General features: G+C 62.1%; 26 protein-coding genes and 1 pseudogene. 14 read left to right on the top strand and 13 right to left on the bottom strand.

All coding sequences use genetic code 11. The annotated features are described in order from the left end of the window. Window positions 1–58 precede the first annotated feature (58 nt). From AB7783_RS00135 to AB7783_RS00115, 5 genes are all read right to left on the bottom strand, one after another. Window positions 59–568 carry a hypothetical protein gene (locus tag AB7783_RS00135; protein ID WP_441276449.1) on the bottom strand — a complete coding sequence of 170 codons (510 nt, stop codon included), beginning with the start codon at window positions 566–568 and terminating at the stop codon, window positions 59–61. 11 nt (window positions 569–579) lie between these two features. Next, window positions 580–2,643, bottom strand: a complete 2,064-nt coding sequence (locus tag AB7783_RS00130; protein WP_175367574.1) for an elongation factor G — start codon at window positions 2,641–2,643, stop codon at window positions 580–582. A 184-nt stretch (window positions 2,644–2,827) separates the two neighbouring features. Then, complete coding sequence (locus tag AB7783_RS00125; RefSeq protein WP_068731211.1) at window positions 2,828–3,304, bottom strand: DUF992 domain-containing protein; 477 nt, start codon at window positions 3,302–3,304, stop codon at window positions 2,828–2,830. Between the two features lie 188 nt (window positions 3,305–3,492). Continuing rightward, window positions 3,493–4,023, bottom strand: a complete 531-nt coding sequence (locus tag AB7783_RS00120; RefSeq protein WP_068731210.1) for a DUF992 domain-containing protein — start codon at window positions 4,021–4,023, stop codon at window positions 3,493–3,495. A 119-nt stretch (window positions 4,024–4,142) separates the two neighbouring features. Continuing rightward, window positions 4,143–5,345, bottom strand: coding sequence for a pyridoxal phosphate-dependent aminotransferase (locus AB7783_RS00115; protein WP_068731379.1), 1,203 nt, complete (start codon window positions 5,343–5,345; stop codon window positions 4,143–4,145). 217 nt (window positions 5,346–5,562) lie between these two features. Here AB7783_RS00115 and AB7783_RS00110 point away from each other — a divergent pair, with 217 nt between their 5' ends. The 4 genes from AB7783_RS00110 to AB7783_RS00095 all read left to right on the top strand — a co-directional run bounded on the left by AB7783_RS00110 (window position 5,563) and on the right by AB7783_RS00095 (window position 9,184). After that, window positions 5,563–6,789, top strand: coding sequence for a glycosyltransferase family 87 protein (locus AB7783_RS00110; protein ID WP_441276448.1), 1,227 nt, complete (start codon window positions 5,563–5,565; stop codon window positions 6,787–6,789). Between the two features lie 181 nt (window positions 6,790–6,970). After that, window positions 6,971–7,624 (top strand): glutathione S-transferase family protein, encoded by a 654-nt coding sequence (locus AB7783_RS00105; protein ID WP_089261726.1) that lies wholly within the window; start codon window positions 6,971–6,973, stop codon window positions 7,622–7,624. A 140-nt stretch (window positions 7,625–7,764) separates the two neighbouring features. Continuing rightward, window positions 7,765–7,938, top strand: a complete 174-nt coding sequence (locus AB7783_RS00100) for a hypothetical protein (protein WP_175367576.1) — start codon at window positions 7,765–7,767, stop codon at window positions 7,936–7,938. A gap of 82 nt (window positions 7,939–8,020) precedes the next feature. Beyond that, entirely contained in the window at window positions 8,021–9,184 is a 1,164-nt protein-coding gene (locus tag AB7783_RS00095) for a PQQ-dependent sugar dehydrogenase (RefSeq protein ID WP_441228780.1), read from the top strand. A 10-nt stretch (window positions 9,185–9,194) separates the two neighbouring features. Here the strand turns inward: AB7783_RS00095 and AB7783_RS00090 are convergent, their stop codons facing one another. Beyond that, window positions 9,195–9,551, bottom strand: a complete 357-nt coding sequence (locus AB7783_RS00090) for a DMT family protein (RefSeq protein WP_068731204.1) — start codon at window positions 9,549–9,551, stop codon at window positions 9,195–9,197. A 261-nt stretch (window positions 9,552–9,812) separates the two neighbouring features. On the opposite strand from AB7783_RS00090, the gene AB7783_RS00085 reads away from it, so the two are divergent. The 3 genes from AB7783_RS00085 to AB7783_RS00075 all read left to right on the top strand — a co-directional run bounded on the left by AB7783_RS00085 (window position 9,813) and on the right by AB7783_RS00075 (window position 12,471). Continuing rightward, complete coding sequence (locus AB7783_RS00085; protein ID WP_374725693.1) at window positions 9,813–10,355, top strand: PAS-domain containing protein; 543 nt, start codon at window positions 9,813–9,815, stop codon at window positions 10,353–10,355. Window positions 10,356–10,578: 223 nt separating this feature from the next. Further along, window positions 10,579–11,433, top strand: coding sequence for a lysophospholipid acyltransferase family protein (locus AB7783_RS00080; protein WP_441276447.1), 855 nt, complete (start codon window positions 10,579–10,581; stop codon window positions 11,431–11,433). 96 nt (window positions 11,434–11,529) lie between these two features. Continuing rightward, a complete protein-coding gene (locus tag AB7783_RS00075; RefSeq protein WP_441276446.1) occupies window positions 11,530–12,471 on the top strand; it encodes an aldo/keto reductase in 942 nt (313 codons plus the stop codon). A gap of 147 nt (window positions 12,472–12,618) precedes the next feature. Here the strand turns inward: AB7783_RS00075 and AB7783_RS00070 are convergent, their stop codons facing one another. Continuing rightward, window positions 12,619–13,845, bottom strand: coding sequence for a DUF1501 domain-containing protein (locus AB7783_RS00070; RefSeq protein ID WP_441276445.1), 1,227 nt, complete (start codon window positions 13,843–13,845; stop codon window positions 12,619–12,621). After that, the gene (locus AB7783_RS00065) at window positions 13,842–15,335 is read right to left on the bottom strand and encodes a DUF1800 domain-containing protein (RefSeq protein ID WP_441276444.1); all 1,494 of its coding nucleotides are present in this window, start codon (window positions 15,333–15,335) and stop codon (window positions 13,842–13,844) included. The genes AB7783_RS00070 and AB7783_RS00065 overlap by 4 nt, the downstream gene beginning before the upstream one ends. 122 nt (window positions 15,336–15,457) lie before the next feature. Between AB7783_RS00065 and AB7783_RS00060 the strand changes: the two genes are divergently transcribed. Continuing rightward, the gene (locus AB7783_RS00060) at window positions 15,458–15,661 is read left to right on the top strand and encodes a cysteine-rich CWC family protein (RefSeq protein WP_441276443.1); all 204 of its coding nucleotides are present in this window, start codon (window positions 15,458–15,460) and stop codon (window positions 15,659–15,661) included. A gap of 53 nt (window positions 15,662–15,714) precedes the next feature. On the opposite strand, the gene AB7783_RS00055 is transcribed toward AB7783_RS00060, so the two are convergent. From AB7783_RS00055 to AB7783_RS00045, 3 genes are all read right to left on the bottom strand, one after another. Next, on the bottom strand, window positions 15,715–17,187 hold the full coding sequence (locus tag AB7783_RS00055) for a diguanylate cyclase domain-containing protein (RefSeq protein ID WP_441276442.1): 1,473 nt from the start codon (window positions 17,185–17,187) through the stop codon (window positions 15,715–15,717). A 172-nt stretch (window positions 17,188–17,359) separates the two neighbouring features. Next, window positions 17,360–18,055 (bottom strand): glutathione S-transferase family protein, encoded by a 696-nt coding sequence (locus tag AB7783_RS00050; protein WP_309947282.1) that lies wholly within the window; start codon window positions 18,053–18,055, stop codon window positions 17,360–17,362. A gap of 22 nt (window positions 18,056–18,077) precedes the next feature. Beyond that, window positions 18,078–18,788: a glutathione binding-like protein gene (locus AB7783_RS00045; protein WP_439062952.1), complete on the bottom strand. Its 711-nt coding sequence runs from the start codon at window positions 18,786–18,788 to the stop codon at window positions 18,078–18,080. 214 nt (window positions 18,789–19,002) lie between these two features. Between AB7783_RS00045 and AB7783_RS00040 the strand changes: the two genes are divergently transcribed. After that, window positions 19,003–20,115: an MBL fold metallo-hydrolase gene (locus tag AB7783_RS00040; RefSeq protein WP_089261748.1), complete on the top strand. Its 1,113-nt coding sequence runs from the start codon at window positions 19,003–19,005 to the stop codon at window positions 20,113–20,115. Window positions 20,116–20,162: 47 nt separating this feature from the next. Further along, window positions 20,163–20,759, top strand: a complete 597-nt coding sequence (locus AB7783_RS00035; protein WP_441279617.1) for an SCO family protein — start codon at window positions 20,163–20,165, stop codon at window positions 20,757–20,759. A 53-nt stretch (window positions 20,760–20,812) separates the two neighbouring features. Here the strand turns inward: AB7783_RS00035 and AB7783_RS00030 are convergent, their stop codons facing one another. Beyond that, complete coding sequence (locus AB7783_RS00030; protein ID WP_441276441.1) at window positions 20,813–21,589, bottom strand: DUF4394 domain-containing protein; 777 nt, start codon at window positions 21,587–21,589, stop codon at window positions 20,813–20,815. A 153-nt stretch (window positions 21,590–21,742) separates the two neighbouring features. Here AB7783_RS00030 and AB7783_RS00025 point away from each other — a divergent pair, with 153 nt between their 5' ends. Together AB7783_RS00025 and AB7783_RS00020 are read left to right on the top strand one after the other, a co-directional pair. Continuing rightward, complete coding sequence (locus AB7783_RS00025; protein WP_441276440.1) at window positions 21,743–22,321, top strand: sigma-70 family RNA polymerase sigma factor; 579 nt, start codon at window positions 21,743–21,745, stop codon at window positions 22,319–22,321. Further along, window positions 22,318–23,082 carry an anti-sigma factor gene (locus AB7783_RS00020; RefSeq protein WP_441276439.1) on the top strand — a complete coding sequence of 255 codons (765 nt, stop codon included), beginning with the start codon at window positions 22,318–22,320 and terminating at the stop codon, window positions 23,080–23,082. Before AB7783_RS00025 ends, AB7783_RS00020 begins: the two co-directional genes overlap by 4 nt. A gap of 61 nt (window positions 23,083–23,143) precedes the next feature. Here the strand turns inward: AB7783_RS00020 and AB7783_RS00015 are convergent, their stop codons facing one another. Continuing rightward, a complete protein-coding gene (locus AB7783_RS00015) occupies window positions 23,144–24,334 on the bottom strand; it encodes a hypothetical protein (RefSeq protein WP_441276438.1) in 1,191 nt (396 codons plus the stop codon). A 207-nt stretch (window positions 24,335–24,541) separates the two neighbouring features. Here AB7783_RS00015 and AB7783_RS00010 point away from each other — a divergent pair. Beyond that, a pseudogene (locus AB7783_RS00010) lies at window positions 24,542–24,646 on the top strand (anti-sigma factor); the annotation flags it as partial. A 97-nt stretch (window positions 24,647–24,743) separates the two neighbouring features. Beyond that, the coding region (locus AB7783_RS00005; protein ID WP_441276437.1) for a hypothetical protein at window positions 24,744–25,475 on the top strand (732 nt) is incomplete at its 3' end.

Below are 25,475 nucleotides of genomic sequence, written 5' to 3'. Positions count from 1 at the left end.
TTTCCAGTTTCACGAGTCTTATATCATATGTGAGATATCTTCAATGATGTATAAAACATCACTCGATCGGCGAAGCCGCCATGGTCGCCACGAACTGGGCGACAGCGGCGCGCGATGTCAGGCGTCGTTTGACGCCGCCGAAGTCGTCGAACAGCGCCAGGTGGCCAGCGAACGAACTCGACGTTTTGCGCTGCCAGTAGGCCTCGGCCCAAGCCAGAAAATCTGCATGTTCCTCGGCCGTCGCGCCACGCCAAGGGCCCCGGAGAGCGAGGCTATCACGACAAACCTCCGGGCTCATGTCGAGCCAGATCAATGCTGTGGCGCGCGGCAATGCCGCTTCGACCAGCCAACCGTAAACGCCTTCGATGATCCAGTTCGACTTCACGGCAAGGGCGGCCACCAGTTCTTTGGCCTGCCCCTCGTCGCGCTTCACACCGACCCTGTCCAGCCAATGGATATGATCGAGATCTGTGCGTTCGCCGCCGACGCGGCTTTCAAGCTGCCGCGCCAGCGTGCTCTTGCCCGAGCCGCTATTGCCAATGATTACAACCCGCGGTCCAAGCGTCATGGGCCACTGTACTAAGCCGCCACCCGATGCGCCGCAACGATCTGGTCGGCGGCGCGGCCCGAGACTTCGGCCATGTGGTCGAAACTGCGGGTGAAGCTGCCGGCACCGGCGGTGGCCGAGCGCAGTTCAACGATCAGGTCGCCGATCTCCGCTTCCGGCAACATCGCCCGCACCGTGTCCCAGCCCGGCCAGTTGTCACGGGTATCGAAGCCGAGGATCTGGCCGCGCCGTCCTGACAGGATGGCGTTGACCTTGGCCGTGGCCTCGGTGGGACAGACGATCTCCACCGTATGGATCGGCTCCAGCAGCACCGGCTGGCATTGCGGCAGCGCCTCGGTGAAACCGATGCGGGCAGCGGTCCGGAACGCCTGATCGGATGAATCGACGCTGTGATACGACCCATCGGTGAGCGTCACCTGCACGTCGATGACAGGAAAACCGAGCGGACCACGCTGCAACCCGTCGACGACGCCCTCCTGCACCGCGGGAATGTAGTTGCGCGGCACCGCGCCGCCGACCACCTTTTCCTGGAATGCAAAGCCCTCGCCGCGCGGCAACGGGCCTATCTCCAGCACAACGTCGCCAAACTGGCCGTGACCGCCGGACTGCTTCTTGTGCCTGCCGCGCTGGGTGATCGGTTTACGGATGGTCTCCTGATAGCCGATCACCGGCGCATGCGATTTGACGTTGATGCCGAAGCGTTCGTGCAGGCGCTCCATCGCCACGCGCAGATGCATCTCGCCCTGCCCCCACAACACCACGTCATGGGTCTGCGCGTTATTGACCACCGCAAGCGACGGATCTTCTTCGGTCAGCCGCAACAGCGCCTGGCCGAGCTTGACGTCGTCCTTGCGATCGGCGGACGCTAGCGCCATCGCCAGCACGGGCGATGCAGCTATGACACTCACGACAGAGGCCGGCGCAGTCTTGCCGGTCGAGATCGTATCGCCGGTCCTGACATGATCGAGCTTGCCGAGCGCGACGGTCTCGCCCGCTTCGGCCGATGCGCGCTTGCTGTCATGTCCGCCGCTCGCCGCAAGAATGCCGGAGACACGCCCGCTTTCGCCCGACGAGGACAGCAATGTTGCGCCATCATCGAGATGACCACTCAGCACGCGCGCGTAAGACAGCTTGCCGCCATGCTGTAGATGGCTGCTCTTGAACACGTAACCGATCGCATCCTTGCTGTCAGGCACGCCGAGGCGCTTGGCCGTCTCGGCCACGCCGGGTGCCTCGTGGCGTAGCGCCTTCATCAGCCGCAGCACGCCATTCTCGCGCATTGCCGAGCCCAGCAGCACCGGACAGATCAGACCTTCGCGCAATTCGCGCGCGAGATCGTCGAACACGGCGTCGGCCGGCGGCGCGATGTCGTCAAGCAACTGCTCCATCAGCGCGTCGTCATGATCCGCAAGCTTCTCCAGCATGGAGAAACGCGCCTCCTTCTCCCGATCGAGATCGCCGCCTTCGAGCTTGATGACTTCGGACGCCTTGTGCTCGCGATAGACGAAAGCGCGCTCCAGCGCGAGATCGACGAAACCGGCGACCAGATCGCCGTTCCAGATCGGGATCTGCCGCAGCACCAGCGGCACGCGCGAGGCCGGCTGCAATGTCGCCAGCGTCTCGCGCACGCGCTTGTGGGCGCGGTCGATCTTGTTGAGAAACAGAAATCTGGGAATGCCGAGGTCTTCGAGTTCGCGCAGGATCAATTGCAGCTGCGGCAATTTTCGCGCATCCGCCTCGCAAACCACGATGGCTGCATCGACGGCGGGTAATGCCGCGCGCATGTCATGCGCGAATTCCACCGAACCCGGACAGTCGATGAACGTGTAGCTGTCGCCCATGAAGGTGGTGGTCGCAGCCGTCAGGCCGACGCCCATCTTGTGGGCTCTGGCTTCCGCATTGGCATCGCCGATGCTGGTGCCGTTGTCGACGCTGCCGGCCCGCGGGATCGCCCCGGTGCGGGCCATGATCGCTTCAAGCAGTGTGGTTTTTCCGCTCTGGAAAGGGCCCACCAGCGCAATGCACTTTGCGGCATTGCCTTGTGGACCGCGGGGACTTCTCAGGTCTTGTCCCATTGCCGCCTCCTCATGTGGAGCTCGGCCCATGATTGGGTCGGCGGTCAATGCTCCGCCCGGTCCGGATATTTGGCAAGATGGAAAAGTTGCTGCGCTGCGATGAACGTGATCGGATTGCGCCATAAAAAATCCGGCTCCGCCATGGGCGAAGCCGGATGAATTTTTACGAGCGATCGCCGCGGGATCAGCGACCGGGGCGCAACTCCAGGCTCTGCAGGCCGGCGGCGACATTCAGTCCCACCGACCCCTGCAGACTGAGCGGCTGCAGGGAGAAGGCGTTTTGCGAACCGCCAACCAGGACATTCGCGCCGACGCCGACACCAACCGACGCGCTGCCCTGCGCGCCCGCATAGTTGCCGGACAGATCGCCGGGACCGCTATAGTTCACCGGCACGAACACGGCCCAGGATAGCGCGGTCTGTTCGGTAATACCAAGATCGATGCCCACCTTGCGGATCGTGGCGACATAAGGCTGATCCGGACGACCGGTACCGGTGAGCACGCAGCCGAGATTGGTCACCGAGCCCACGACGAATCCGACGCTGGCTCCGCCCCGGCAATTCAAGACACCGACCTGCACGCCTTGCTGCGACTGCGCTTGCGATGCAGTGAAAAAGGCGGCGGCAGCGATACCGAGAACGAGCGATGAGAGGCGGACCATCAGGAATCTCCGGGTGATGAACGGAAGTAAGGATGTGGATCGACTATCCATAGCTAATGATACCGCCCAATGACAGCGGCGCACGCGTAGCGCGCGCAACAAAAAAGGCCCGCTCGCGCGGGCCTTTTCGTTAACCTTGCCGGATCGCTTACGCGATCACAGCGATCGCTGGCGATCGTAGCGATCGCTTAGCGATGGCTGCGATGACGGCGCTTCTTGTTGTAGCGATGACCGCTGACCGGACCGGTCGCTTCCAGTTCGAGCTGAACGATGCCGCTGGCGACGTTCAGACCGGTCTGGCCCTGCACCGAGATCGGCTGCAGCGAATAGGTGTTGCCCGGACCGCCAACGAGGAAGTTGCCGCCGAAACCGAGGCCAACCGATGCGTTGGTACCGACGCCGCCGTAGCTGCCGGCCAGTGCGCCGCGCGGCACGCGGGTGGTCGGAGCGAATGCAGCCCACTGCACCGTGGTGTTTTCGGTGAAGCCGAGATCAAGGCCGAAACGGCGGATGTTGGCGACGTAACCTTCGGCGCGGCCACCGGCGCTCTGGAAGACGCAGTTGAGGTGCGCATTCGAACCGACCACGTAGCCGACGTTCTGGCCGCCACGGCACTCCAGCACGCCAACCTGAACGCTGCCAGGCTGCTGTGCATTTGCGGTCGCAACCGACGCCGCAAAGGCCACGGCCGTCAGGCCGAACATCTTGGAAAGTCGCATAGTGTTACTCCACCTTGGGGATTTTGATAGCGAGGGGACAAGAAGGAAGCGCCGTGTCGAAAACAAGGCGCTTCCCGAAATAAGCCCCGAAACCGTCAAAAGTTTCGGAGCGGGTTTTGTTACCGAAGATTTCCGCAGAAGCGCTGGATGCGCTTGCAGGCATCTTCGAGATCGGACGTCTTCGTCGCGTAGGAGATGCGGAATGCCGGGCCAAGGCCGAAGGCCGACCCCTGCACCACCGCCACGCCTTCGGTTTCCAACAGTTCTGTGACGAAGTCTTCGTCATTGGCGATAACCTTGCCCGAAGGCGCAGTCTTGCCGATGGTGCCGGCGCAGGACGGATAGACGTAGAATGCGCCTTCCGGACGCGGGCAGTTGATGCCCGAGGCCTGATTCAGCATTGCCACCACGAGATCGCGGCGCTCCTTGAACACGGCATTGTTCTTCGGGATGAAATCTTGCGGACCGTTCAAGGCTTCCACCGCCGCCCACTGCGCGATCGACGACGGGTTCGAGGTCGACTGCGACTGGATCGTCGCCATTGCCTTGATGAGCTCGGCGGGACCACCGGCGTAACCGATGCGCCAGCCGGTCATGCAGTAAGCCTTGGAGACGCCGTTCACGGTCAGCGTGCGATTGAACAGGGACGGCTCGATCTGTGCCGGCGTGGTGAATTCGAAGTCGTCATAGACGAGGTGCTCATACATATCGTCGGTCATCACCCAAACGTGAGGATGTTTCACGAGGACATCGGTGAGCGCCTTGAGCTCCGACTTCTTGTAGGCGGCGCCCGTCGGGTTCGACGGCGAGCACAGGATGATCCACTTGGTCTTCGGCGTGATCGCTGCTTCCAGCGCGGAAGCCTGCAGTTTGAAGCCGAATTCTGCGGTGCAGACCACGGACACGGGCGTGCCGCCGGCCAGCGCCACCATTTCCGGATAGCTCACCCAATACGGCGCCGGGATGATGACTTCGTCACCCGGGTTCAACGTCGCCATCAGCGCGTTGTAGAGCACCTGCTTGCCGCCGGTGCCGACGATGATCTGGTTCGGCTTGTAGGTCAGGCCATTCTCGCGCTGAAACTTGCCGATAATGGCTTCCTTCAGTTCGGGAATACCGTCCACGGCGGTGTACTTGGTCTTGCCGGCCTCGATGGCGTGAATCGCTGCCAGCTTGATGTTCGCCGGGGTGTCGAAATCGGGCTCGCCCGAACCAAGACCGATGACGTTGCGGCCGGCTGCTTTCAGCGCACGTGCTTTATCCGTCACCGCGATCGTCGCGGACGGCTTCACACGGTCGAGCGCAGCGGACAAAAACGACATCATCTTCTCCTGAGAAAGGTCGCGGACCCGCGGTCGGCGACGTCAAAATGGCTGATCCTGCTGGGATCGGCGCACCCTAGTGCGTGCGACGTTGCATCGCAAGAAGCTTGGGCAAAAACACATCTGGAAGTGATGCAATTCAGCAAGCGTTAAACGGGGGACGGTAGCGTCAACCGCACGTCGCAATCGACGATTTGGGCCAAAATGCACCCTTAAAATGATCTGGATCTGGCAGCACATTGAAAGCGGCGCATGGCTGCCCCTCGAACGCGTGCGGGCTTACAGCCTGATCGTGCTCGCTTTGGGCACATTGGCCTTCGCCGGCTGGATTGCGGTCTCGGACGGCGTGATCGACCGCAATGGCAAGCCGATCGGGACGGACTTTTCCAACATCTATGCGGCGGGCCGGCTCACCCTCGAAGGCAACCCCGCCGACGCGTATGATCCCGCCCTGCAACACGCCGCGGAACAGCGGGTGTTTGGCCGCGACGTGCCGTTCTACGGCTGGCACTATCCGCCGTTCTTTCTCGGAATTGCCGCGCTGGTGGCCACGGTGCCCTATGGATGGGGGCTCGGTCTGTGGCTCGTCGCCAGCTTCGCCGCCTACCTCGCCGCGATCCGCACGATCCTGCCCCGCCGGGAAACGCTGCTGGTGGCCGCCGCCTTTCCTGCCGTCTTCATCAATGTCGGTCACGGCCATAACGGATTTCTAACCACCGCACTGCTGGGCGGCGCATTGCTTCTGCTACATCGCCGGCCGTGGCTGGCCGGCGTGTTGATCGGGCTATTGGCCTACAAGCCGCAATTCGGTGTGCTGATTCCTCTCGCCCTGCTCGCCGACAGACGCTGGATCACGATGGTATCGGCCGCACTCACCGTCGCTGTCCTCATCGTATTGAGCACGGGGTTGTTCGGCGCCGGCATCTGGCAGGCCTTTGCCGACTCCACTGCTTTCACTCGCGATGTCGTACTCGAACAAGGCGGCACCGGGTGGCAGAAAATCCAGTCGATCTTCGCCGCGACACGGATGTGGGGCGCCGGTCTTCCTGTCGCTTATGTCGCACAGTTCAGTCTCGCAGCCGGCATTGCCATCAGTCTGATGTGGCTATGGCGCAGCCATGCAGCGTTCGAACTCAAGGCAACAGCGCTCGCGGTCGGCAGTCTGCTGGCGACGCCCTATGTGCTCGACTACGATCTCATGGTGCTCGCCATCGCCATCGCCTTCTTCGCGCGGCATGGACTCGATCATGGCTTTCGCGCGGGCGAGATCAGCCTGCTCGCATTGACCTGGATCACGCCGCTGCTGACGCGCAGCATCGCTGGCGCCATCGAACTGCCGCTCGGCTTTCTGGTGATGGTCGCTTTCTATATCATCGTGCTGCGGCGCGCACTCGCTGATAACAGCACATCGCGGCACCTTCACACACTGATCGCGGCAGCGTGATCTTCCATTGCCGAATGCTGCCTGACATACATTTTTCTCAATCCAGACTGCCGCAGCCGTTTTCGACTTTTTCCATTCCGTGGGCCTTGCGACAGGCTCGCATCAGCATCATTGTCTAACCGCGATCTGCGCTGGCCAATCGCGCAGTTGCCTTGACCTGAAATGAATTGAACATCTGCGAATGTACAAACTCTATTCGATGCAGCGCTCTGGCAATAGCTACAAGGTTCGCCTTGCGCTGGCGTTCCTGGACGCGCCTTATCGCGCCATCGAAGTGGACATTCTGCGCGGCGAGAGCCGTACCCCGGAATTTCTGGCCAAGAACCCCAGCGGTCAGGTGCCGCTGCTCGAGATCGCCGAAGGCCGCTATCTCGCCGAATCCAACGCCATCCTGTGGTATGTCGCCATCGGTACATCTCTGGCGCCGGAATCGCGGATGGACCGTGCCGAAGCCATGCAGTGGATGTTCTTCGAGCAGCACGCGCTGGAGCCGAATCTCGGCGCCGCCTATTTCTGGCTGTGCCTGGTGCGCGGTGGCCGCGACCTGCAGACCCACGCGCTGGAAGACTGGATGGAGCGTGGCTATGCCGCGCTGCAGGTGATGGAGAATCACCTCAAGATCCATGACTTCTTCGCCGCGGGCCAGCTGACCATCGCCGACATCGCGCTATACGGTTACACCCACGTCGCCGAGAAGTGCGATTTCGACCTCTCTAGCTTTCCGTCGATCCGCCGCTGGCTGCGTCTGGTGGAAACCCAGCCGGGTTTTATCTCCATGGACTGGCACCCGACCTCGTCGGAATACGATACTTTGGACGTAGTCGCCGACGCTTAAGTCCTGAAATAGCGGGCATAACCGCTGTGAATGCCATTTTCCCGCCATAGTTACGGCCAATCCCGCCCAAATCTCGCCTGCCGCAGCTGCGAATTTATAGCACGCGGGTGATTCGCCCGCGATTTGAAGGATTTACGGCCATGATACGGTCGCTTCGCGTGGGTGCAGGATTTCAGGCGCGCCCCACGTCCATCGCATCCACCCGGTTGACCCACGCCGTCGCGGCGTCGCTCGCGGTTGGCTGTCTGTCGCTCTGCGTCATCCTCGCCCTCACCGTGATGTCGATCCCGGTGGCGAGTGCGATGCCGCTCTGACGGTCCCCACAACTCATAAACACTCAGCCGCGATGCCGCGCATCGCTTATGCAACCTGCGACTCCGTGATGGAGCCATTTCGATGAAAAGGCCCGTGATCTGGGTCACTGTCACGTTGACGGCGGCTATCGTCGTGACCGCGACCCTTCTGATCGCCACGACCACCCGCGGCGAAAACACCTCGTTCGGCTCGTCGGCCGGCAGGCTCGAAGTACAGACTGTCGCCTCCGGTCTCGCTTATCCATGGGCATTGGCCTTCCTGCCCGAGGGCCGCATGCTGGTCACCGAACGGCCCGGCCGCATCCGTATCGTCTCGCCGCAGGGACAGTTGTCGCCTGCGGTGAAAGGCGTGCCCGAGGTGATGGCCATCGGCCAGGGCGGTTTGCTCGACGTCATCACCGACAAGAACTACGCGCAGAACAACACGATCTACTTCTGCTACTCGGAACGTTCGGGCAGCGGCGGTCGCACCGCCGTGGCGCGCGGCAAGCTCATCGACGGCACTGCGCCGCGTCTCGACGACATGAAGGTGATCTTTCGCCAGGACGGCCCGCTGTCGTCGGGCAATCACCACGGCTGCCGTATTGTTCAGGCGCCTGACAGCAACCTGTTTGTTACGCTCGGCGAACACTATAGCGGCCGCGATCAGGCACAGAATCTCGATAATCATCTCGGCAAGCTGATCCGCATCGCGCCGGATGGATCTGTGCCGAAAGACAATCCGTTTGTCGGCCGCGACGGTGCCAGGCCGGAGATCTGGAGCTACGGTCATCGCAACCAGCAAGGCCTCGCCATCAATCCGGCGACCGGTGAGTTGTGGGAGACCGAGCACGGGCCGCGCGGCGGCGATGAAGTGAACATCATCGGCAAGGGCAAGAATTACGGCTGGCCGGTGATCGGCTATGGCGTCGATTATTCCGGCGCCAAACTGCACGACACGACGTCGAAGGCAGGCATGGAGCAGCCGGTGAAATACTGGGTGCCGTCGATCGCCCCGTCCGGCATGACGTTCTACACCGGCGATCTCTTCCCGCGCTGGCGCGGCAGCCTGTTCACCGGCGCGCTCGCCGGCCAGATGCTGGTGCGGCTGCAGCTCAACGGCAATACCGTGAGCTCTGAAGAACGCATCCTGCAGAATCTCAACGAACGCATCCGCGACGTCCGGCAAGGACCGGACGGCGCACTGTGGCTGCTGACGGATAGTTCGGCAGGACGAATCTTGCGGATTACGCCAGCCGGGAAGTAAGCGGTCGCTGCTACGACCACTTGTGGAAAATGAAGAACGCCCCGAGCGCGATGAAGGCAAAGCCCAGCGCGTGATTCCAGCCGAGCGGCTCCTTCAGATACAGCACCGAAAATGCAGCAAACACGACCAGCGTGATGACTTCCTGCATCGTCTTCAACTGGGCGGCATTGTAGACTTCGCTGCCCCAGCGATTGGCGGGCACCGCCAGCCAATATTCGAAGAAGGCAATGCCCCAGCTCACCATGATGACGAGGGGCAACGAGTGATCCTTGAATTTGAGATGGCCATACCATGCGAAGGTCATGAAGATATTCGAGGCCAGCAGCATCAAAATCGGCAGCAGCAGCGGCGGAATGGTGAAGGGCATTCGATCGGGGTCCTTTTTAAATCCCGGCGCTAACATTCAGGGGCCGGCGCCGGTTCCGGTGGCATCGATAGCATTTGAAGCGAACAAGGGGAAAATGATGCCGGGCTCTTCACGCGCCGTTAGCTATACCGCCGGGAAATTGTGGGCCTTTTTGCAACCAGAGGCCAACCTGCGTTTCTTACCTCTGTACGGACACAGGTACAGCCGATGCAGTACGATTGGCGACTGATTCTCGATCCGGGAATTGAAACGGCGATCATTGTGATCGCAGCCGTCGGGATTACTTTGGCAATCCGCCTCTTCCGGCTGCGACGCGCGGCCCGGGCCCGCGAGAACGAGCAGCACGCCACTGCCCAGCGCCTTTCGGCTGCACTTGACCAGATCGATATCGGTGTCGTGCTTCTCAATGCCGACACCCGCGCCGAATTCATCAACCGCGCCTTCCGCGACTACTTCACGCTCCCCGACGAGAAGGCTGACAGCAAGCCGCCGCTGATCGCGCTGATGTATCACGCGCGCGATATCCACGCTTACGCCCTCCCCGACGACGAGGTCGACAGCTTCATCGCCAGGCGCGTCGAGATGATCCGCGCCGGCACTTCCACGCCGACGACGTTGCGCCTCGCCAATGGCCGGGTGCTGCGGATGAGTTGCGCCGTGCTGCCCGATGGCGGGCGGATGCTGAGCTACACTCCGGTGACCGACCTCATTCGTCACACCGACGAGCTCTCCGAGCGCGACTATTATCTGGCGCTGCGCGAGGGCGATGTGTTCAGCTCCCACCGGCTGGATGCGGCCGAATAGGGCACAACGCCGCCTGTGGATATCCCGGGTTGTCATGGCGATGTCACTCGCCCCGGCTAGGCTCCTCATGCAGCCGGTTGCTTCCCCCCGTCGCCAATCGGGTGCTTCCCCAGCGGTCTCCGTCAGTTGCCGCGCTGACCGGGACCGCTTCTTTTTGCCTTGGTTTCTCTTAGTTCATGCAACTGACTTTGCCTGCGGAAGACGGCCCCGGTATAACAAACTCATGATCCGTTTCGCCGCCGTCCTGATCTCCTTGACCATGCTGACGCTGCTGCTGGCGCCGTTTCAGCTGATCGCACTGGCCTTCGGCCTGCGCTGGCAGCGGAGTATTCCGCATCTGTTTCATCGCATCCTTTGCGCGCTGATCGGCGTGCGCATTCACGAAGTCGGCAAGCGGACGACGGACACGCCGGTCCTGATCCTCTCCAATCACGTCTCATGGCTCGACATCATCATCATCGGCGCCAGGGCGCCCGTGGTGTTCGTCGCCAAGAGCGAAGTTGCCAAATGGCCCGTGTTCGGCTGGCTCGCCAAACTGCAGCGCACGATTTTTGTCGAGCGCGAACGCCGGCAGAAGACCGGCGCGACGGCGCAGGAAATCGGCGACCGCATGCTGTCCGGCGACGCGGTGGTCCTGTTCGCGGAGGGTACCTCCAGCGACGGCATGCGCGTGCTGCCGTTTCGCTCGGCACTGGTCGGCTCGGTGCATCACGCGCTCGGCGATTCCACGCATCACAAAGAGATCACGGTGCAGCCGATGTCGATCGCCTATGTCGGCTTCGGTGGATTGCCGGTCGGCCGCGCCTTTCGCGAAAACGTGGCGTGGTATGGCGACATCGATCTGATCCCGCATTTCATCGGCATCCTGTCGTCGGGCGCCATCGACGTCGTCGTAAGCTGGGGCGAAGCCGTCGCCTATGACATGTCCGCTGATCGCAAGACCATCACGCGTAACGCGGAAAACGCTGTACGGCGCATGACATCCGCAGCCCTGCGCGCCGGCCCGCCGCGGAAGACCCCGACCGCCCTGCCCGCGCCCGAAGTTCAACCGCCCGAGTCCGCTTCCGCCATCGCCTGAGCGCCCGCGCGACTCCCATGATGCAGCGCGTCTTGCTGCGCGACGAGGTGCGCGCCATAACCTTGGTCCGCGCTTCCCTCACAAGGCACACTCATCATGGAAACCCGCAATCTCGGCCGCTCCGGCCTTCGCGTCTCCGCCGTCGGTCTCGGCTGCAACAATTTCGGCCAGCGCACCGATCTGGAGACCGCGCGCAAGGTCATCCACAAGGCGATCGATCTCGGCATCACGCTTTTCGACACCGCCGACATCTATGCCGGCATGGGTGGCTCCGAGACGGTGCTGGGCGAAGTGCTGGGCGATCGCCGCAAAGACATCGTGCTGGCGACGAAATACGGTAAGCCGATGAGCAATGACGGCAGCAAGCAGGGCGCCTCGCGCCGCTACATCATGAGCGCCGTCGAAGCCAGCCTGAAGCGGTTGAAGACCGACTATATCGATCTGTATCAGCAGCACGATTACGATGCGCTGACGCCCATCGAGGAGACGCTGCGCACGCTCGACGACCTCGTGCGCCAGGGCAAGGTGCGCTATATCGGCAATTCCAACTTCCCGGCTTGGCGCATCGCCGAAGCCGAGATGGCCGCGCGCCAGATGGGCGTCGCGCCCTTCGTGTCGTGCCAGGACGAATACAGTCTCGTCGTCCGCGACATCGAGAAGGACCTGCTGCCGGCCGCGCAGCATTTCAATCTCGGCCTGCTGCCGTTCTTCCCGCTCGCCGGCGGCATGCTGACCGGTAAATATGCCGGCCTGAAGAACGTCCCTGCCGATACGCGCTTCGGCAAGACCCCCTATATGCAAGAGCGCTATCTGAACCCGCGCAACATCGCCTTGGTCGATCAACTGCAGGCCTTCGTCGGCGCGCGCGGTCATTCGATGCTTGAGCTCGCCTTCTCGTGGCTCGCCGCCCGCCCGCAAGTCTCCAGCGTCATCGCCGGCGCATCATCGCCCGAGCAGATCGAGCAAAATGTGAAGGCGGCGCAGTGGAAGCTGACGACGGACGAGATGAAGGAAATCGACGGGATTACATTGGGGTAGTTAAAACGCGCAGGTTCTTCCCCTCTCCCCCAGCGCGAGGGCTCTATCGTGCTTGCGGCTAGACCCTCTCCCGCCTTCGCTTCGCTCAGGCACCCTCTCCCACTGCGCGGAGCTTCGCTCCGCTGCGGGAGAGGGGAAGCAAGAAAGCTACCCCACCAATCCCTTCGCCGGCTTCACCAGCGCACTGTCAGGAAACACCTGCTCGGCCAGTGCACGCTCGCTGATGCCGAGGTGATCGTGCAGCACGCCCTTGAAGATCGCGCGCAGGTCGGTCGTCGGGGCGAGATCGCGGGCTTCATAGAGCTTGCCATTCGCAAGGCCGGGCCAGTCCGCAATCACGCGGCCGCCTTTGATCGCGCCACCCGCAAGCAACGCAATCGTGCCGGTCCCGTGGTCGGTGCCGGCAGTGCCGTTGATCTTGGCGGTGCGGCCGAACTCCGTGGCCACCATTACCACCGTGTCACGCCAATGCGGCCCAAGCCCGCTCTCGAATTCCGCCAGTGCGCCATCGAGACCGCCGAGCAATTGCGCGAGGCGCCCGACCGGCCCGCCTTCCTGCGCATGGGTGTCCCATCCATCGAAGGCGAGCGCCGCGATGCGCGGGCCATCATCGGCGGCCATCAGCTTCGCCGCGCCGCGTGCGACCTGGCGCATCGCCGCTACGGCATTGCCGCCGCCCTTCGGTTTCATCTCGTCGCCAACGGCAATCTTGTCGAGCTTCAGGCCCTGCGACAGTGCCGTCGCCAAAGCGGGATCGCGATCCTGATAGAGTTGCATCAGCCGCATCGCCGTATCATCGGCCGCGTTGGGCAGATTGACCGGCGCCCAGCCAACCGTCGGCGCGGCGCCGCGGAGCACCAGCGGCGTGGTCGGTCCGATCGCAAGACCGGACGAGACGCGTTCGCCACGCGGTAGCGCTTCGATGGCGCGGTTGAGCCAGCCCGACTGCACGCGGCCGGGGCCGGCATAGCCGCTCTCCAGCACGTCCTGGCCGTCGAAATGCGAACGTTCGCGATAGGACGTCGCCACCGCATGGACCACGGCAGCTTTCTTGTCGCCATACATCCGCGCAAATTCCGGCATCGCTGGATGCATGCCGAAGAACGAGTCCAGCGCGATGGCTGCGTTCGGGCCGTCCTTCGCCAGCGCAATCGAGCCGTGCAGACCGGCATAATCGGGATCGCCGAGCGGCGCGACGGTGGCCAGACCATCGAGCGCGCCGCGCAGGATCACCACGATCAGGCGCGGATCGCGCGCGTCGGCGGCCCTAGCGAATCTCGGCAGATAGGCCCAGGCGGCAAAGGCCGCGCCTGATAACAGAAGCGAGCGGCGTGTGGGGCCGAGCATGCGGCTTTCACAGCAGTCCATCGTCATCTCCTCTGAAATTCCGGCGACATCAGCAGCAGCGTCAGTGCCTGCTGCCGCGTCTCCGCGCGCGCGATCGTCTGTCGTGTTTCCGATGAGGCCGCCTCGCCGGCGACCACGTCGAGCATCTCACGCGGATCGATACTGTCGGGGATGCGCGACGAAACCTGTGCGGCGAGATCGAGCCGCAGCTTCATGCCTTCGGGGACGGCCCAGGCGGCATTGCCGTCCGGAAAACCGTTCGGCCCCGGCGGTGTCCACAGCGGCTGACCAAGCGTCTGCAGCCCCGCAAAGTAACGGCCGGGATCTTCCGGGATGCGCGCCAGCAGGCGGCCGGTGGAGATCAGATATTCATAGGGCGTGCGCAGCTTGGCCATCGGCATCTGCCAGGCTTCACTGGAATCGAGCAGCGCCAGCGCCAGCGCCTTCAGATCGCCGTCGGTCTTTTTGAACACCCCTTCCAGCCGCGCCAGCAGTGCCGGCGGCGGCGCATCAGCCACGAAATGCTGCGCGAATTTCCTGGCGATGAATGTCGCCGCCGATGGATGGCGTGCGAGATCGGCGAGCGCGGCTTCGCCTTGCGCGACGCCGCTGTCGTCATAGGTCTTGCCCAGCAATTGCTGCGGCCCCGGTTCATGCGCATTGGCGTTGAAGGCAAAACTGCCGGGCGTGCCGATCTTTCCTTCGCGTCCGGCAAAGGTCCAGCCGGTGATGATGCGCGCCAGCGACGTCACATCGGCCTGCGTGTAACCACCGCCGACGCCGAGCGTATGCAGCTCCATGATCTCGCGTGCGAGATTTTCATTGAGGCCGCGCTTGCCCCTCTCACCGGCTTTCGAATTCGGGCCGATCGATTGCTGGTTGTCGAGAAAGAACAGCATCGCCGGATGCTGTTCGACGGCCTTCAGCATGTCGGCAAACTTGCCAAGCACATAAGGGCGGATCGCCTCGCGCTCGAACGAGCCAGCCCACATCCGCGCCGGATCGCCCTTGCTGGCCGAGATGCAGAAATGGTTCGACCAGAACACGACGAGGCGTTCGACGAAGCCACCCTCGGCAATGGTCGCGCGCTGGATCCGCGCCAACGCTTCTGCGCGATAGGTTTTCTGTACCACATTGGGCGGCAGCGCGATGGCCGGCGGCGGCTTCGCCGCATCCGGTTGTACGGTCATGGTGGTGTTGCCGGTCATCGCGGGAGCTTCCGGCTTCCTGTCCATCGCAGCCGGCGGGGCTTCGACCGGCACCAGCCCCGGCGTCTTCAGCGCCGCCTCGCGTGCCGTTTTCACTTCGAGCTGATAGGCGAACATCGCCTGCCCCAGCTCGGTCGTCGATTGCAGGCCGGGCAATTCCAGCAGCGCCGCATTGGGGCGCGCCAGCTCGGCCTTCACGAAGCCGCGAGGATCGGAGGCCGCATTGACGATATCGCCGGAGGCGCCGCCGCGCGCGCCGAAGCCGAAGCGATTCAGCGCGATCAGCGCACCTTGCGGGTCGCGGGCCATCGGGTTTCCCTCACTCTGCCTTCGTCCTATGATGCATCTGGCCGTCACAGGCGCCACACCCGATATACGGGTGGAACAGATGAACCCGGCATGAAAATCGCGCTGAAATTTGGGCTGCTTTCATGAATTATCGGACAGAAACTGTACAGCCGCTCAGCCGCCGCCTCACCTGTTCGGACTGCGGGACTGAATTCGGCTGCGACCTGTCCGGCAATTGCTGGTGCGCCGAGGAGACCGCGAAACTGCCGATGCCGACCGCAGGCGGCGATTGCCTGTGCCGCGACTGCCTGCGCGCGAAGGCAGCGGCAGCGCACGCCACGACCTGACGGACGTGCTGATCCGCATGGCGCGCGATTGCGCATCGGCTCCCGCAGCCTGCTTACACCATGCCCGCGCTGCGCCGGTCACGATCGGGTTGCGCATAGTAGCTGCGCTTGGCTTGCAGCATTTCCATATCGGCGCGCTTGACCACGGCTTCGAGCCGCTCGCCCGTCCGGCTGGTGGCAATCCCGGTGGAGAGGCTCAGCGTCAGATCCGGATAGTACTGGTTGTTGACCTCGATCAGCCGCGCCAGCGAGGCAAGTACAGCTTCGCCGCCGGCAGCATCGACTCCGGGCAGCAAGATGGCGAATTCGTCGCCGCCTATGCGCGACACCGTCGCCGGCTTTTCGACCAGTTCGCCAAACACTTCACCGGCCCGGCGCAGCAACCCGTCGCCGGCGGCATGGCCAAGATCGTCGTTGGCAGTCTTCAGCGCGTTAAGATCGGCAACGATCACGGTGACCGGTTGCGATCCCTTGCGTTCGAGCCGGTTGAGTTCGTCCACGAAGAACGAGCGGTTCGTGGTGCGCGTCAATACGTCGTGGGTGCCGAGATATTCCAGATAGGCTTCCGCCTTCTTGCGCGCGGTGATGTCGGTCAGCGCGACCTGCACCTGTGACCAGTCGCGCTCATGCCCGGGTAACACCGAGAACTGCAGCAGCAGATGAAGCTTGGTGCCGTCGAGCGCGTAGTTGACGACCTCACGCTGCTGGAACAGCTTGCCCTCCCACAGGTCGATCAACTGTTCGCGGAAATGCGGCTCCATCTCGTCGCGAAACACATCCGACAACTGACGGAGCAACGTGTCCTTGTCGGGCGCGCCGAACAGTTCGAGCGTGCGGCTGTTGACGTCGAGCACACGGATCTCGCTCATGCAGCGCAAAACGAATTCCTCGTGCACATCCGTGAACACGCGAAAATCCTCGATGCCGCGCGCGCGGACCTCGTCCACCAGGCGCTTGACGCCGCTGAAATCCTCGACCCACAGCGACACCGGCGAATGCGCGAACAGGCCGAACGCATAATTCTCGCTCTCCGCGAGGCGACGACGCGCGCCTTCACGTTCGGTCACATCCTCAATGGCGATCATCACGCGATCCCAGCGCTCTTCATGCCCGGGCAGAACAATGCCGTGCAGCTGGATGTCGAGGCGCTCACCCTTCAGCGTGTAGTTGACCGTATGGCTGGAAAAATGATTCCGGCCGCTCCAGAGCTGGGCCAGTTCCGACACATGACTCTTGAACGTATCGTCGCGCATCACCAGGCCGAGACTGAGCGTCAGGTGAGACAGGTCGCGCGCGCCGAACAGTGACAGCGTCTTGCGATTGACCTTGAGAATGCGGATGTGCTGCGAGCACTCACGGACCCGTTCGGGATTGGCGAGCAGGAATGTCTCGATGTCGTCGACGCCCTGCGCCTGCCACTGTTCGAACAGCCCCTTCACATCGCTGTAGTCCTCGATCCAGAGCGAGACCGGGGCAAGATCGAACATCACGGCATCGTCGGCGAGATTGGTAGGCGGAACGGACATAGAGACCTTGGCGCGTGAGACAGCGTGAATCGTTGAGGTATTCCCTTATAGCGAGAGTTACAGGGAATATCCTCGGATTTTCACGAAGGCACCAAGCACCATCGAGAACAACGCTGGTATGCGGACATGAATACCAGCGATTGCTCAATTCATCGCCCGTAGAGAGTGGAACTCAGACCGGATAGCCCGCCGAGTTCCGCGCCATGCCGTTAAAAGCATCAAGCATTTTTTCGCGCCATGCATAGATCGCGTCGTCTTCCGCCAGCAGCTTGAACGGCGAGATCGCACGCGCCCACTGGAACGGGCCGAACACGATGTAGTCGGCATAGTTCGGCGCGGCACCACCAAGGAACGGCTGCGTCTTCAGGGTGAGGCGCATCGGATCAAGCGACTTGCGGAAGGCATCTACGCCCGTGTCGCGATTGGATGCGACCTCTTCCAGCGACTTCTTGAACCGCGCTTCGCGGCTCTCGCGGAAATAGGCCTGATCGACCGGACGCAGATGACCATGAATATCCGCGACGATGAACGGAAACATGCCGGCAACCACGACCGTGTCGCCCCACCAGTTCAGCATCCGCGCCATGGCGCGGCCGCCCTCGCCGCCGAACAGTGACGGACGATCCGGATAGGTGTCTTCGAGATAATTGGCTATCGCCCAGGAGTCGTTGACCGCGCGCTCACCATCGAGCAGCACCGGCACCTTGTCGGATTTGTGCTTGTTGATCGCGTCCTTCTCGGTGAAGCGCCAAGGGATCGATGTGGCGTCGAGGCCCTTATGTGCCAGCGCCATCCGGATGCGCCAGCAGAACGGGCTGAAGGGACGATCTTCTTCGGTGCCGACCAGTTCGAACAGTTGCAGCGCCATGATTGCTTCTCGTAACTCTGAGCTAACTCTTCACCACAGCCGAGGTCTGGCCGAACAGCAGCTTGCGCTCTTCGTCGGTCCGGATCGGCGGCTGGCCGAAATTGGGGTTGACCTCTTTGGCGATCTCGTAAGCACGCTTGACCGCCGGCCGCTCGGCGATGGTTTCGAGCCAGCGCTTGAGATGCGGGAAGTCGTTGATGTCCTGGCCCTGGTTCTTGTAGGGCACGATCCAGGGATAGCTCGCCATATCGGCAATCGAATAGTCGCCGGCGATGAACTTGCGATCTGCAAGGCGCTTGTTGAGCACGCCATAGAGCCGGTTGGTCTCGTTCACATAGCGATCGATGGCGTAAGTGATCTTTTCCTGCGCGTAGTTGCGGAAGTGATGGTTCTGTCCGGCCATCGGGCCGAGGCCGCCCATCTGCCAGAACACCCACTGGATCGCATCATAGCGCACAGCGAGATCATCGGACAGGAACTTCCCGGTCTTCTCGGCAAGATACAGCAGCATCGCGCCGGACTCGAACACCGAGATCGGTTTCGAGCCGCTCTTGGGCGCATGATCGAGCAGCGCCGGAATGCGGTTGTTCGGCGCGATGGCCAGAAACTCGTCCTTGAACTGGTCACCCTTGCTGATATTCACCGGAATGATCTTGTAGGGGAGCCCCGTCTCCTCAAGAAAGATCGTGATCTTGTGGCCGTTCGGCGTGCTCCAGTAATAGAGATCGATCATCGTTCAATCCGTTTTGCGTGATGAGGCAACCCGCAAACCCGACCGAGGGCCGATTGAATGCGACTGCATGAAATGTTGCCGGATCATCGGATCAAGTCAATGCAATTTGCTCCGCCTCCGATGATCTTCGAAAAATCATTCCCTGCCAGTGGCGCATCCGGTCTGTTATCAAACGGAAACTCCGCACAGGCGGATGATGTCCGGGAGACATGCCATGACCGCAGATATCCGCCGCCGCGACTTTCTCAAGACCTCGGCCGCCTTTGCTGGCATGGCTGCGGCCGGATTTTCCTGCGTGGAGGTTGCCAACGCGGCGCCGATCCAGGTGCCGACCGTCGATCGGCTCTCGATCCGCGTGCTCGTCGATCAGCAGCACGATCAATTCCTGCGCGGCAGCACGGTGAATGGCGTGGTGCATGAGGGGCCAGGACCGGCCCGCAGCGCCGATGCGCGCAACGTGCTGCACAATGAGTGGGGCCTGTCGCTGTTTCTGGAATCGCAGCGTGAGCAGGACAAGCGTAATATCCTGCTCGATTTCGGCTATACCTCGCCGGCGATCATCAACAATATCGGGCTGCTCAAGGTCGACCCGGCCTCGCTCAACGCGCTGATCGTCAGCCACGGTCATATCGACCATTACGGTGGACTGATCGGCTTCCTCGAGCAATATCGCAGCGTATTGCCACCCGACATCAAGCTCTATGCCGGCGGCGAGGATAATTTCTGCCACCGCGTCAGCCGCGCATCGACCGGCCAGTTCGGCGAAGGCGGCATCCTCGACCGCAAGCAGATCGCCGCGCAGAAGGTGCAGACCGTACTCTGCGAAACCCCGACGGTGATCGAGGGCCATGCTTTCACAACAGGCAAGATCAAGCGTAACAGCGTCGAGCGCGTGCTGCCGAACACCTTCGTGGACTACAAGCCGGACAGCGCAGGCTGCGACTACGGCCACTATACGGCTGCCGAACTGCAGGGCAATTTTGCACCGGACGAACACGTCCACGAACACGCCACCTGCTTCAACATCCGCGGCAAGGGGCTGGTGGTGATCAGCTCCTGCGGCCATGTCGGCATCGTCAATTCGGTCCGGCAGGCGCAGGAGATATCGGGCGTGCAGAAGGTACACGCCGTCGTCGGCGGCTTTCACCTCGGTCCTGCCCCTGCCGACTACCTCAAGCAGATCGTCGGCGAGATCAAGAAGCTCGAGCCCGATGTGGTCATCCCGATGCATTGCAGCGGCCTGAACTTCCTGCTCGAGGCGCGCGCGCAGATGCCGGACAACGTCATCAACGTCTCGACTGGCAGCCGCCTGACCTTCAGCGCGTGACCTCGCGCGCCGCACGCGCCTTCTGGTATCGGACCGGCATAGCTGCCATGGCCGCGCTGTGGCTCGGGTGCTGGAGTGCGGCGCCCGCCTCAGCGCAGGGGTCGTCCCGTTCCGCAGCCGAATTGATGGACGCAGTGATGTGGAATCGCGAGCCGATCGGCGGCGCGTTCCAGCTTATCGACCAGTCGGGCCAAGCCCGCAGCGAGCGCGACTATCGCGGCCAGCTGTTGCTGGTGTATTTCGGTTTCACCTATTGTCCGGACATCTGCCCGACCGACCTGCAGGCCATCGGACTGGCGATGGACCGGCTTGGCGCTGACGCCGCTCATGTGCAGCCGCTCTTCATCACTCTGGATCCCGAGCGCGACACCCGGGAGCAACTGGCGCAATATGTGCCGATGTTTCACCCGAAGCTGATCGGCCTGACCGGCAGCACTACCGCGATTCATGCCGCCGCCGAAGCCTATCGCGTCTACTACAAGCGCGTCGATTTCGACGACAGACCGGCCGACTACACTGTCGATCACTCCGCCTTCGTCTATCTGATGGACCGCGACGGAAAATATCTCGGCTTCTTTCCGCCCGGCACCTCTGCCGAGAAGATGGTCGATATGATCCGGCCGTATCTGGGAATCGGAAAATAGAGATGCCGCGCCCTTGCGAGCGCAGCATCGTAATAGAAGCGATCGACTGAAGCTTACATGCCCATGATCGCGATATCCGTCACCTTGCCGGTGACGCCCGAGATCCTGGCGGCTTCGGTGGCCTTGCCGGTGGCGAGATCGACCGAGTAGAGCGTGCCGTCGGCCATCAGCCAGGCTTCGTTCTTGCTGCCATCCGACCAGATGTCGAAGGCGACGGCCGCCGGCTTGATGCCGAGTTTGCCGACCGCGCCGAGGATGCCGTCATTCGGCGGCGCCTGCTTGACCAGCGCGCCGATGGTGCCATCGATGTTGAACAGCGCGGTCTCCTTGGTGCCCTTCACCGAATTGGTATAGGCGCCGGCGATGACATTCGACTTCTCGCCCTTGTGCATGTCGGTCTCGGCATATTTGTGATCGCCGTCCTTCGTCACCTTGCCGTCGTCGACATTGGCGCGCAGGCTCGTGCCGTCCGAACCCATCACACGCAGACGATCGGCCACGGGGTTGAAGTCGACGGTAGCGATGACGCCCTTGGCCAGCATGGTATCGAGCTTCGACTTCACCGTCGCCTTGCCGTCGGCGGCAATGGTGACCACGGTGCCGTCATCGACCAACCCATAGAGCATGCCGTCGGCCGGACGGACGTCGATGCCGACCAGCGCACCGGATATACCAGTGACCTTGACGGACCCGGTCGCCTTCTTCTGCGCGGTATCGACCGTCGCAATGGTGTCGCCGCCGACGAGGGCTGCAACCTGGGCGGCATTGGCGACGGCCGCGGGGATCAGCAGCAGCGCGGTGGAGGCGGCGAAAAGCGAACGAAATGACATGAGTGGCTCCCTGTGTTTCCGCGATCCCCTCGGGACCGACACAAGGACTACCGGCGAGCCCTCCCGACTGGATGCACGCCCCTGAAAATAAATTCATTTGGGTGCATCCAATTGCGCGCGGCAAAGGTAGACTGACCATGCAAGGGCATGGACATGACTGGGAATGGCACCATCACCGAGACCCGGCGCGACGAAGCGGGCCTTGACCACGTGCGCGAGGCGCAGCTGTCGGCTGCGCTGGCGCGCTGCGCAGCCGGCGATCGTGCGGCTCTGCAGATGATCTACAACAGCGAAGCCCCGAAGATGATCGGGGTCGCCCGCCGCATCCTGTTCCGGCAGGATCTGGCGGAGGAAGCCGTGCACGATGCCTTCGTGCGGATCTGGGGTGCCGCCGCTTCGTTCGACCCGCATCGCGGCAGTGCTCGCGGCTGGCTCTATGCGGTCGTGCGCAACCGCGCGCTCAGCATTCACCGCAACGAGCATCGCTATGATGCATCCGACGACAGCGCGCTCGATATCGACTGCGAGGGGACCGTGACCCGGATGCCCGAGACATCGGCGCTGCGCAAATGCCTCGAGCGTATCGACCGGCCGCGCCGCGATGTCGTGGTGCTTGCCTATGTCCATGGCATGAGCCATGGCGAACTGGCCGGACGACTGAAGGTGCCCTTGGGCACCGTGAAGAGCTGGGTCCGCCGCAGCCTGTTCGCACTGCAGGAGTGCATGGGATGAGCATGCACGACGACAATACGCATCCCACCGATGATCTCGCCGCCGACTATGTGATGGGCCTGCTCGAAGGCGCGGAGCTTGCCGCTGCCGAAGCGCGCATGACCGACGATGCCGATTTCGCCAGGGCCGTCAGCACCTGGCGCGAGCGATTGGCCGATCTCGACGCCACGGCCGAAGCGCTCGCCCCCAGCGCCGCACTCTGGGACCGCATCGCCGACTCCACAAAGATCAAACCCGCGATCCCGCTGCCCGGCGCCCGCGCTGCGCTGCGCGGCGCAACGCTGTGGGACAATATCGGCTTCTGGCGCAGCACCGGGATCGGCGGGGTGTTCGCGGCCTTAATGCTTGTGGTGATCCTGATCGGCGCACTCGCAACGTCGCGCCAGCTGCGCCGCGAACTGATCGCGCTGGCACAGCGCAAGCCGATCTATGTCGCCGTGCTGGTCAACGATGTCACCAGGGAAACCGGGGCCATCGTCAACACCTTCTCCGACGGCCGCGTCGAACTGATCCCGCTGCGCCCGATCGACGTCCCCGCCGGCCGCACGCTGCAGGTCTGGACCCTGTGGGATCGCGACATCGGCCCGAAGTCCATCGGTCTCACCGGACAGTCGCGGACATTGCAGCTCGATCTGGAAGCATTGCCGGATACTGTGGCAGATCAGTTGTTCGAGATCACGCTGGAGCCCGAAGGCGGCTCACCGATCGGAAGACCGACGGGGCCGATTTTGTTTAAGGGCAATGCGGCGCGAGCGCTTTAACAACAGCACCTCAGCGACGTCGCAAGCGGTCCAAGGCTCTGAGCGCCCGTCCCCTTCGCCGTCATCTCGGCGTTGGAACAGAGCCTGTCGATTCCGGTCCACGATCTGGCGACTGGATAGTCCGCTCGGGTGACTGGACGGACCGTACTGGTGAAGGATTGGACACGCTATAGCTTCGCTTCCTGCGCGTTACCCCTCGCTCATCAATGTAGACCTCAGCTATCAATGCTCGATCGTTTGCCATATTGAATGCATCCGTCAGGATTTTGCTGCAATCTGGTCCGATCAGATTGAGACAGGAACGCCAGATGTGGCGTGAAACCAAAGCAAAATGCGGTTGAAAAGCTTCGATGGAAGTCGCGGAGTAATTCATCTGCCAGACAAAATCGCGCCAGTTTCCGATATTGCCGTTTCCGTTGCTCAGAATGTAAGTCGCATAAGCTTTGGTCTGGCAATCGAGAGTGTACGCCGGCTTCGTCGAACCATCAGCCAGCAACAGAATGGTAGGCTGAGACGATCGATCTTCCCAACATGCCCGTGTGAGCGTATCCACGATCACCCACATGTTCATCTCCAAAGCGTCACGATAGAGCGGCAGCAAGGTAACTACTGGACCCAAACTGGCGAAGCTTAAGTTAAGCAAATCATCTACGATCGTCGTTGCCTGATTGATCGCCTTGACACCGAAAATGGCGGCTTTTGCAGAGGCTGAAATAACCGGCACTTCGCCGATCAGCTTGTCACGTATTGTAGAAAGTTGAGAGTTAGCACTCTCGTTGAACAGCGAGCTGAGAGCCAATCGATATAGTGCGTAATCAAGACGTGCCATTTTTTCATCGAAGAACTGGCAGATGCGCGGTGCTACGAAATCAATGGCATTGACCGTTCCTACCTCTTCCTTTGTGACTTTATCCATCCAGTTCGGAGCTGCCGGGGCACCCTTTGCATCGGGGTAGAGACATTGGTAGCTCTCGAAGGCGACCGCGAGTGCAGCCTTGAGATTTCCTTCGATAGCATTGATATCGGTTCGATTGTGCGAGCCCTGCCGCGCGGCTGCCATTAACACGCCGATCAACATGTACGATCTGAATAGCCGATGACTCTTGGTCTGAGCCGTGAACAGGACAACGTCTTCGGCTTGTGCTACAACGCCACCGCGACGATTGAACTCCGCACACCCCGTCAGCATCGACGCCACCAGAACAAGCGCCGTCATTCGCGCAGTAAAGCGCGTCGCGAATCCTGAAAACATGATCGCCCCCAAGCAAATCTTTGATTTGTAATGAGGTGAAGCTCGCCAGATTCGTGGCACATCCCGTAGTTGATATTTATCAGGGCATTTCCTTTGATTGATTTATCCACATCAATCGCTTTTGGGTTGAGTGTCCATTCGCGCACCTGGCGCAGCACGGCGGCGCCCGTCGCTTCGTCGAGGTCCCGACTGTCGCCGGAAATCGTCGCCGACCAGCTGTTCGAGATCACCCTGGAGCCCGAAGTCGACTCGCCGGCCGGCCGGCCGACCGGGCCTGTACTGTTCAAGGGCAATGCCGCGCGGGCGTTGTAGTGTCGCGGCGATCGGTTTTGGCACTTGAACGCTTCGGCCCGTGTAAGCGACAAAGGGCCAGTGTTCGGCGTCGAATGGCGCGTTGCGGAGAGAGTGCATGCGATATTCGACCGATGATCTGCGCGCGGCTGTCACAGCCGGCGTGCTTCCTTCCACGCAGCTCGACGCCCTGCTGACTTTCCTCACGGCGCGGGTGCCGGAGCAGCCGGCGGCCGGTCCCAAATTCGATGTCGTGCATTTGCTCTGGTATGCAGGCGCGCTGGTGGTGATATCAGCCATGGGGCTGTTCTCGACGCTGGCGTTTTCGCAGATGGGCGGACCGGCGCTGACCGCCACTGCCCTGGTCTATGCCGGCCTGTTCACCGCAGCCGGTCACTATCTCTGGACGGTCAAGAAGCTGCGCACGCCGGGCGGACTGCTGATTGCGGTGGCCGTGGCGATGACGCCGCTAGCCGTGTTCGGCATACAGGACGCCTACGGTGCCTGGACCGAATTCGGCAAGCCGGCGGCGATGCGCGATTTCTATGTCTGGATCAAAGGCAGCTTCGTCTTCATGGAGCTGGCGACCATCGCCGCGGCAATCGTGGCGCTGCGGTTCTATCGCTTTCCGTTCATCGTGTTCATCATGGCGGTGGCGCTGTGGTTTCTGTCGATGGACGTCGTGCCGTGGATCGCGGGCGCGAGCTACGGCAACTGGGAACTATCGCGCAAGGTGTCCATCTGGTTCGGCCTTGGCATTCTGGTTGCTGCGGTGATCGTCAACCTGCGCCAGCGCAGCGGCGATTTCGCATTCTGGCTTTATCTGTTCGGCATGCTGACATTCTGGGGC

It is taken from the genome of Tardiphaga sp. 172_B4_N1_3 (assembly GCF_052076035.1).
Lineage (GTDB): Bacteria > Pseudomonadota > Alphaproteobacteria > Rhizobiales > Xanthobacteraceae > Tardiphaga > Tardiphaga robiniae.
The sequence above is the reverse complement of the archived record's forward strand: the minus strand, read 5'-3'. Positions and strand labels throughout refer to the sequence as shown.

What these genes read in the sequence shown, in the direction of transcription:
- AB7783_RS00130 (WP_175367574.1), bottom strand. Translation starts at nt 2,643, where the DNA reads ATGGGACAAGACCTGAGAAGTCCCCGCGGTCCACAAGGCAATGCCGCA.
- AB7783_RS00050 (WP_309947282.1), bottom strand. Translation starts at nt 18,055, where the DNA reads ATGGCGCTGCAACTGTTCGAACTGGTCGGCACCGAAGAAGATCGTCCC.
- AB7783_RS00020 (WP_441276439.1), top strand. Translation starts at nt 22,318, where the DNA reads ATGAGCATGCACGACGACAATACGCATCCCACCGATGATCTCGCCGCC.
- AB7783_RS00115 (WP_068731379.1), bottom strand. Translation starts at nt 5,345, where the DNA reads ATGTCGTTTTTGTCCGCTGCGCTCGACCGTGTGAAGCCGTCCGCGACG.
- AB7783_RS00055 (WP_441276442.1), bottom strand. Translation starts at nt 17,187, where the DNA reads ATGTCCGTTCCGCCTACCAATCTCGCCGACGATGCCGTGATGTTCGAT.
- AB7783_RS00075 (WP_441276446.1), top strand. Translation starts at nt 11,530, where the DNA reads ATGGAAACCCGCAATCTCGGCCGCTCCGGCCTTCGCGTCTCCGCCGTC.
- AB7783_RS00015 (WP_441276438.1), bottom strand. Translation starts at nt 24,334, where the DNA reads ATGTTTTCAGGATTCGCGACGCGCTTTACTGCGCGAATGACGGCGCTT.
- AB7783_RS00035 (WP_441279617.1), top strand. Translation starts at nt 20,163, where the DNA reads ATGGCCGCGCTGTGGCTCGGGTGCTGGAGTGCGGCGCCCGCCTCAGCG.
- AB7783_RS00070 (WP_441276445.1), bottom strand. Translation starts at nt 13,845, where the DNA reads ATGACGATGGACTGCTGTGAAAGCCGCATGCTCGGCCCCACACGCCGC.
- AB7783_RS00100 (WP_175367576.1), top strand. Translation starts at nt 7,765, where the DNA reads ATGATACGGTCGCTTCGCGTGGGTGCAGGATTTCAGGCGCGCCCCACG.
- AB7783_RS00120 (WP_068731210.1), bottom strand. Translation starts at nt 4,023, where the DNA reads ATGCGACTTTCCAAGATGTTCGGCCTGACGGCCGTGGCCTTTGCGGCG.
- AB7783_RS00080 (WP_441276447.1), top strand. Translation starts at nt 10,579, where the DNA reads ATGATCCGTTTCGCCGCCGTCCTGATCTCCTTGACCATGCTGACGCTG.
- AB7783_RS00025 (WP_441276440.1), top strand. Translation starts at nt 21,743, where the DNA reads ATGACTGGGAATGGCACCATCACCGAGACCCGGCGCGACGAAGCGGGC.
- AB7783_RS00065 (WP_441276444.1), bottom strand. Translation starts at nt 15,335, where the DNA reads ATGGCCCGCGACCCGCAAGGTGCGCTGATCGCGCTGAATCGCTTCGGC.
- AB7783_RS00045 (WP_439062952.1), bottom strand. Translation starts at nt 18,788, where the DNA reads ATGATCGATCTCTATTACTGGAGCACGCCGAACGGCCACAAGATCACG.
- AB7783_RS00060 (WP_441276443.1), top strand. Translation starts at nt 15,458, where the DNA reads ATGAATTATCGGACAGAAACTGTACAGCCGCTCAGCCGCCGCCTCACC.
- AB7783_RS00125 (WP_068731211.1), bottom strand. Translation starts at nt 3,304, where the DNA reads ATGGTCCGCCTCTCATCGCTCGTTCTCGGTATCGCTGCCGCCGCCTTT.
- AB7783_RS00095 (WP_441228780.1), top strand. Translation starts at nt 8,021, where the DNA reads ATGAAAAGGCCCGTGATCTGGGTCACTGTCACGTTGACGGCGGCTATC.
- AB7783_RS00040 (WP_089261748.1), top strand. Translation starts at nt 19,003, where the DNA reads ATGACCGCAGATATCCGCCGCCGCGACTTTCTCAAGACCTCGGCCGCC.
- AB7783_RS00110 (WP_441276448.1), top strand. Translation starts at nt 5,563, where the DNA reads ATGATCTGGATCTGGCAGCACATTGAAAGCGGCGCATGGCTGCCCCTC.
- AB7783_RS00030 (WP_441276441.1), bottom strand. Translation starts at nt 21,589, where the DNA reads ATGTCATTTCGTTCGCTTTTCGCCGCCTCCACCGCGCTGCTGCTGATC.
- AB7783_RS00105 (WP_089261726.1), top strand. Translation starts at nt 6,971, where the DNA reads ATGTACAAACTCTATTCGATGCAGCGCTCTGGCAATAGCTACAAGGTT.
- AB7783_RS00090 (WP_068731204.1), bottom strand. Translation starts at nt 9,551, where the DNA reads ATGCCCTTCACCATTCCGCCGCTGCTGCTGCCGATTTTGATGCTGCTG.
- AB7783_RS00135 (WP_441276449.1), bottom strand. Translation starts at nt 568, where the DNA reads ATGACGCTTGGACCGCGGGTTGTAATCATTGGCAATAGCGGCTCGGGC.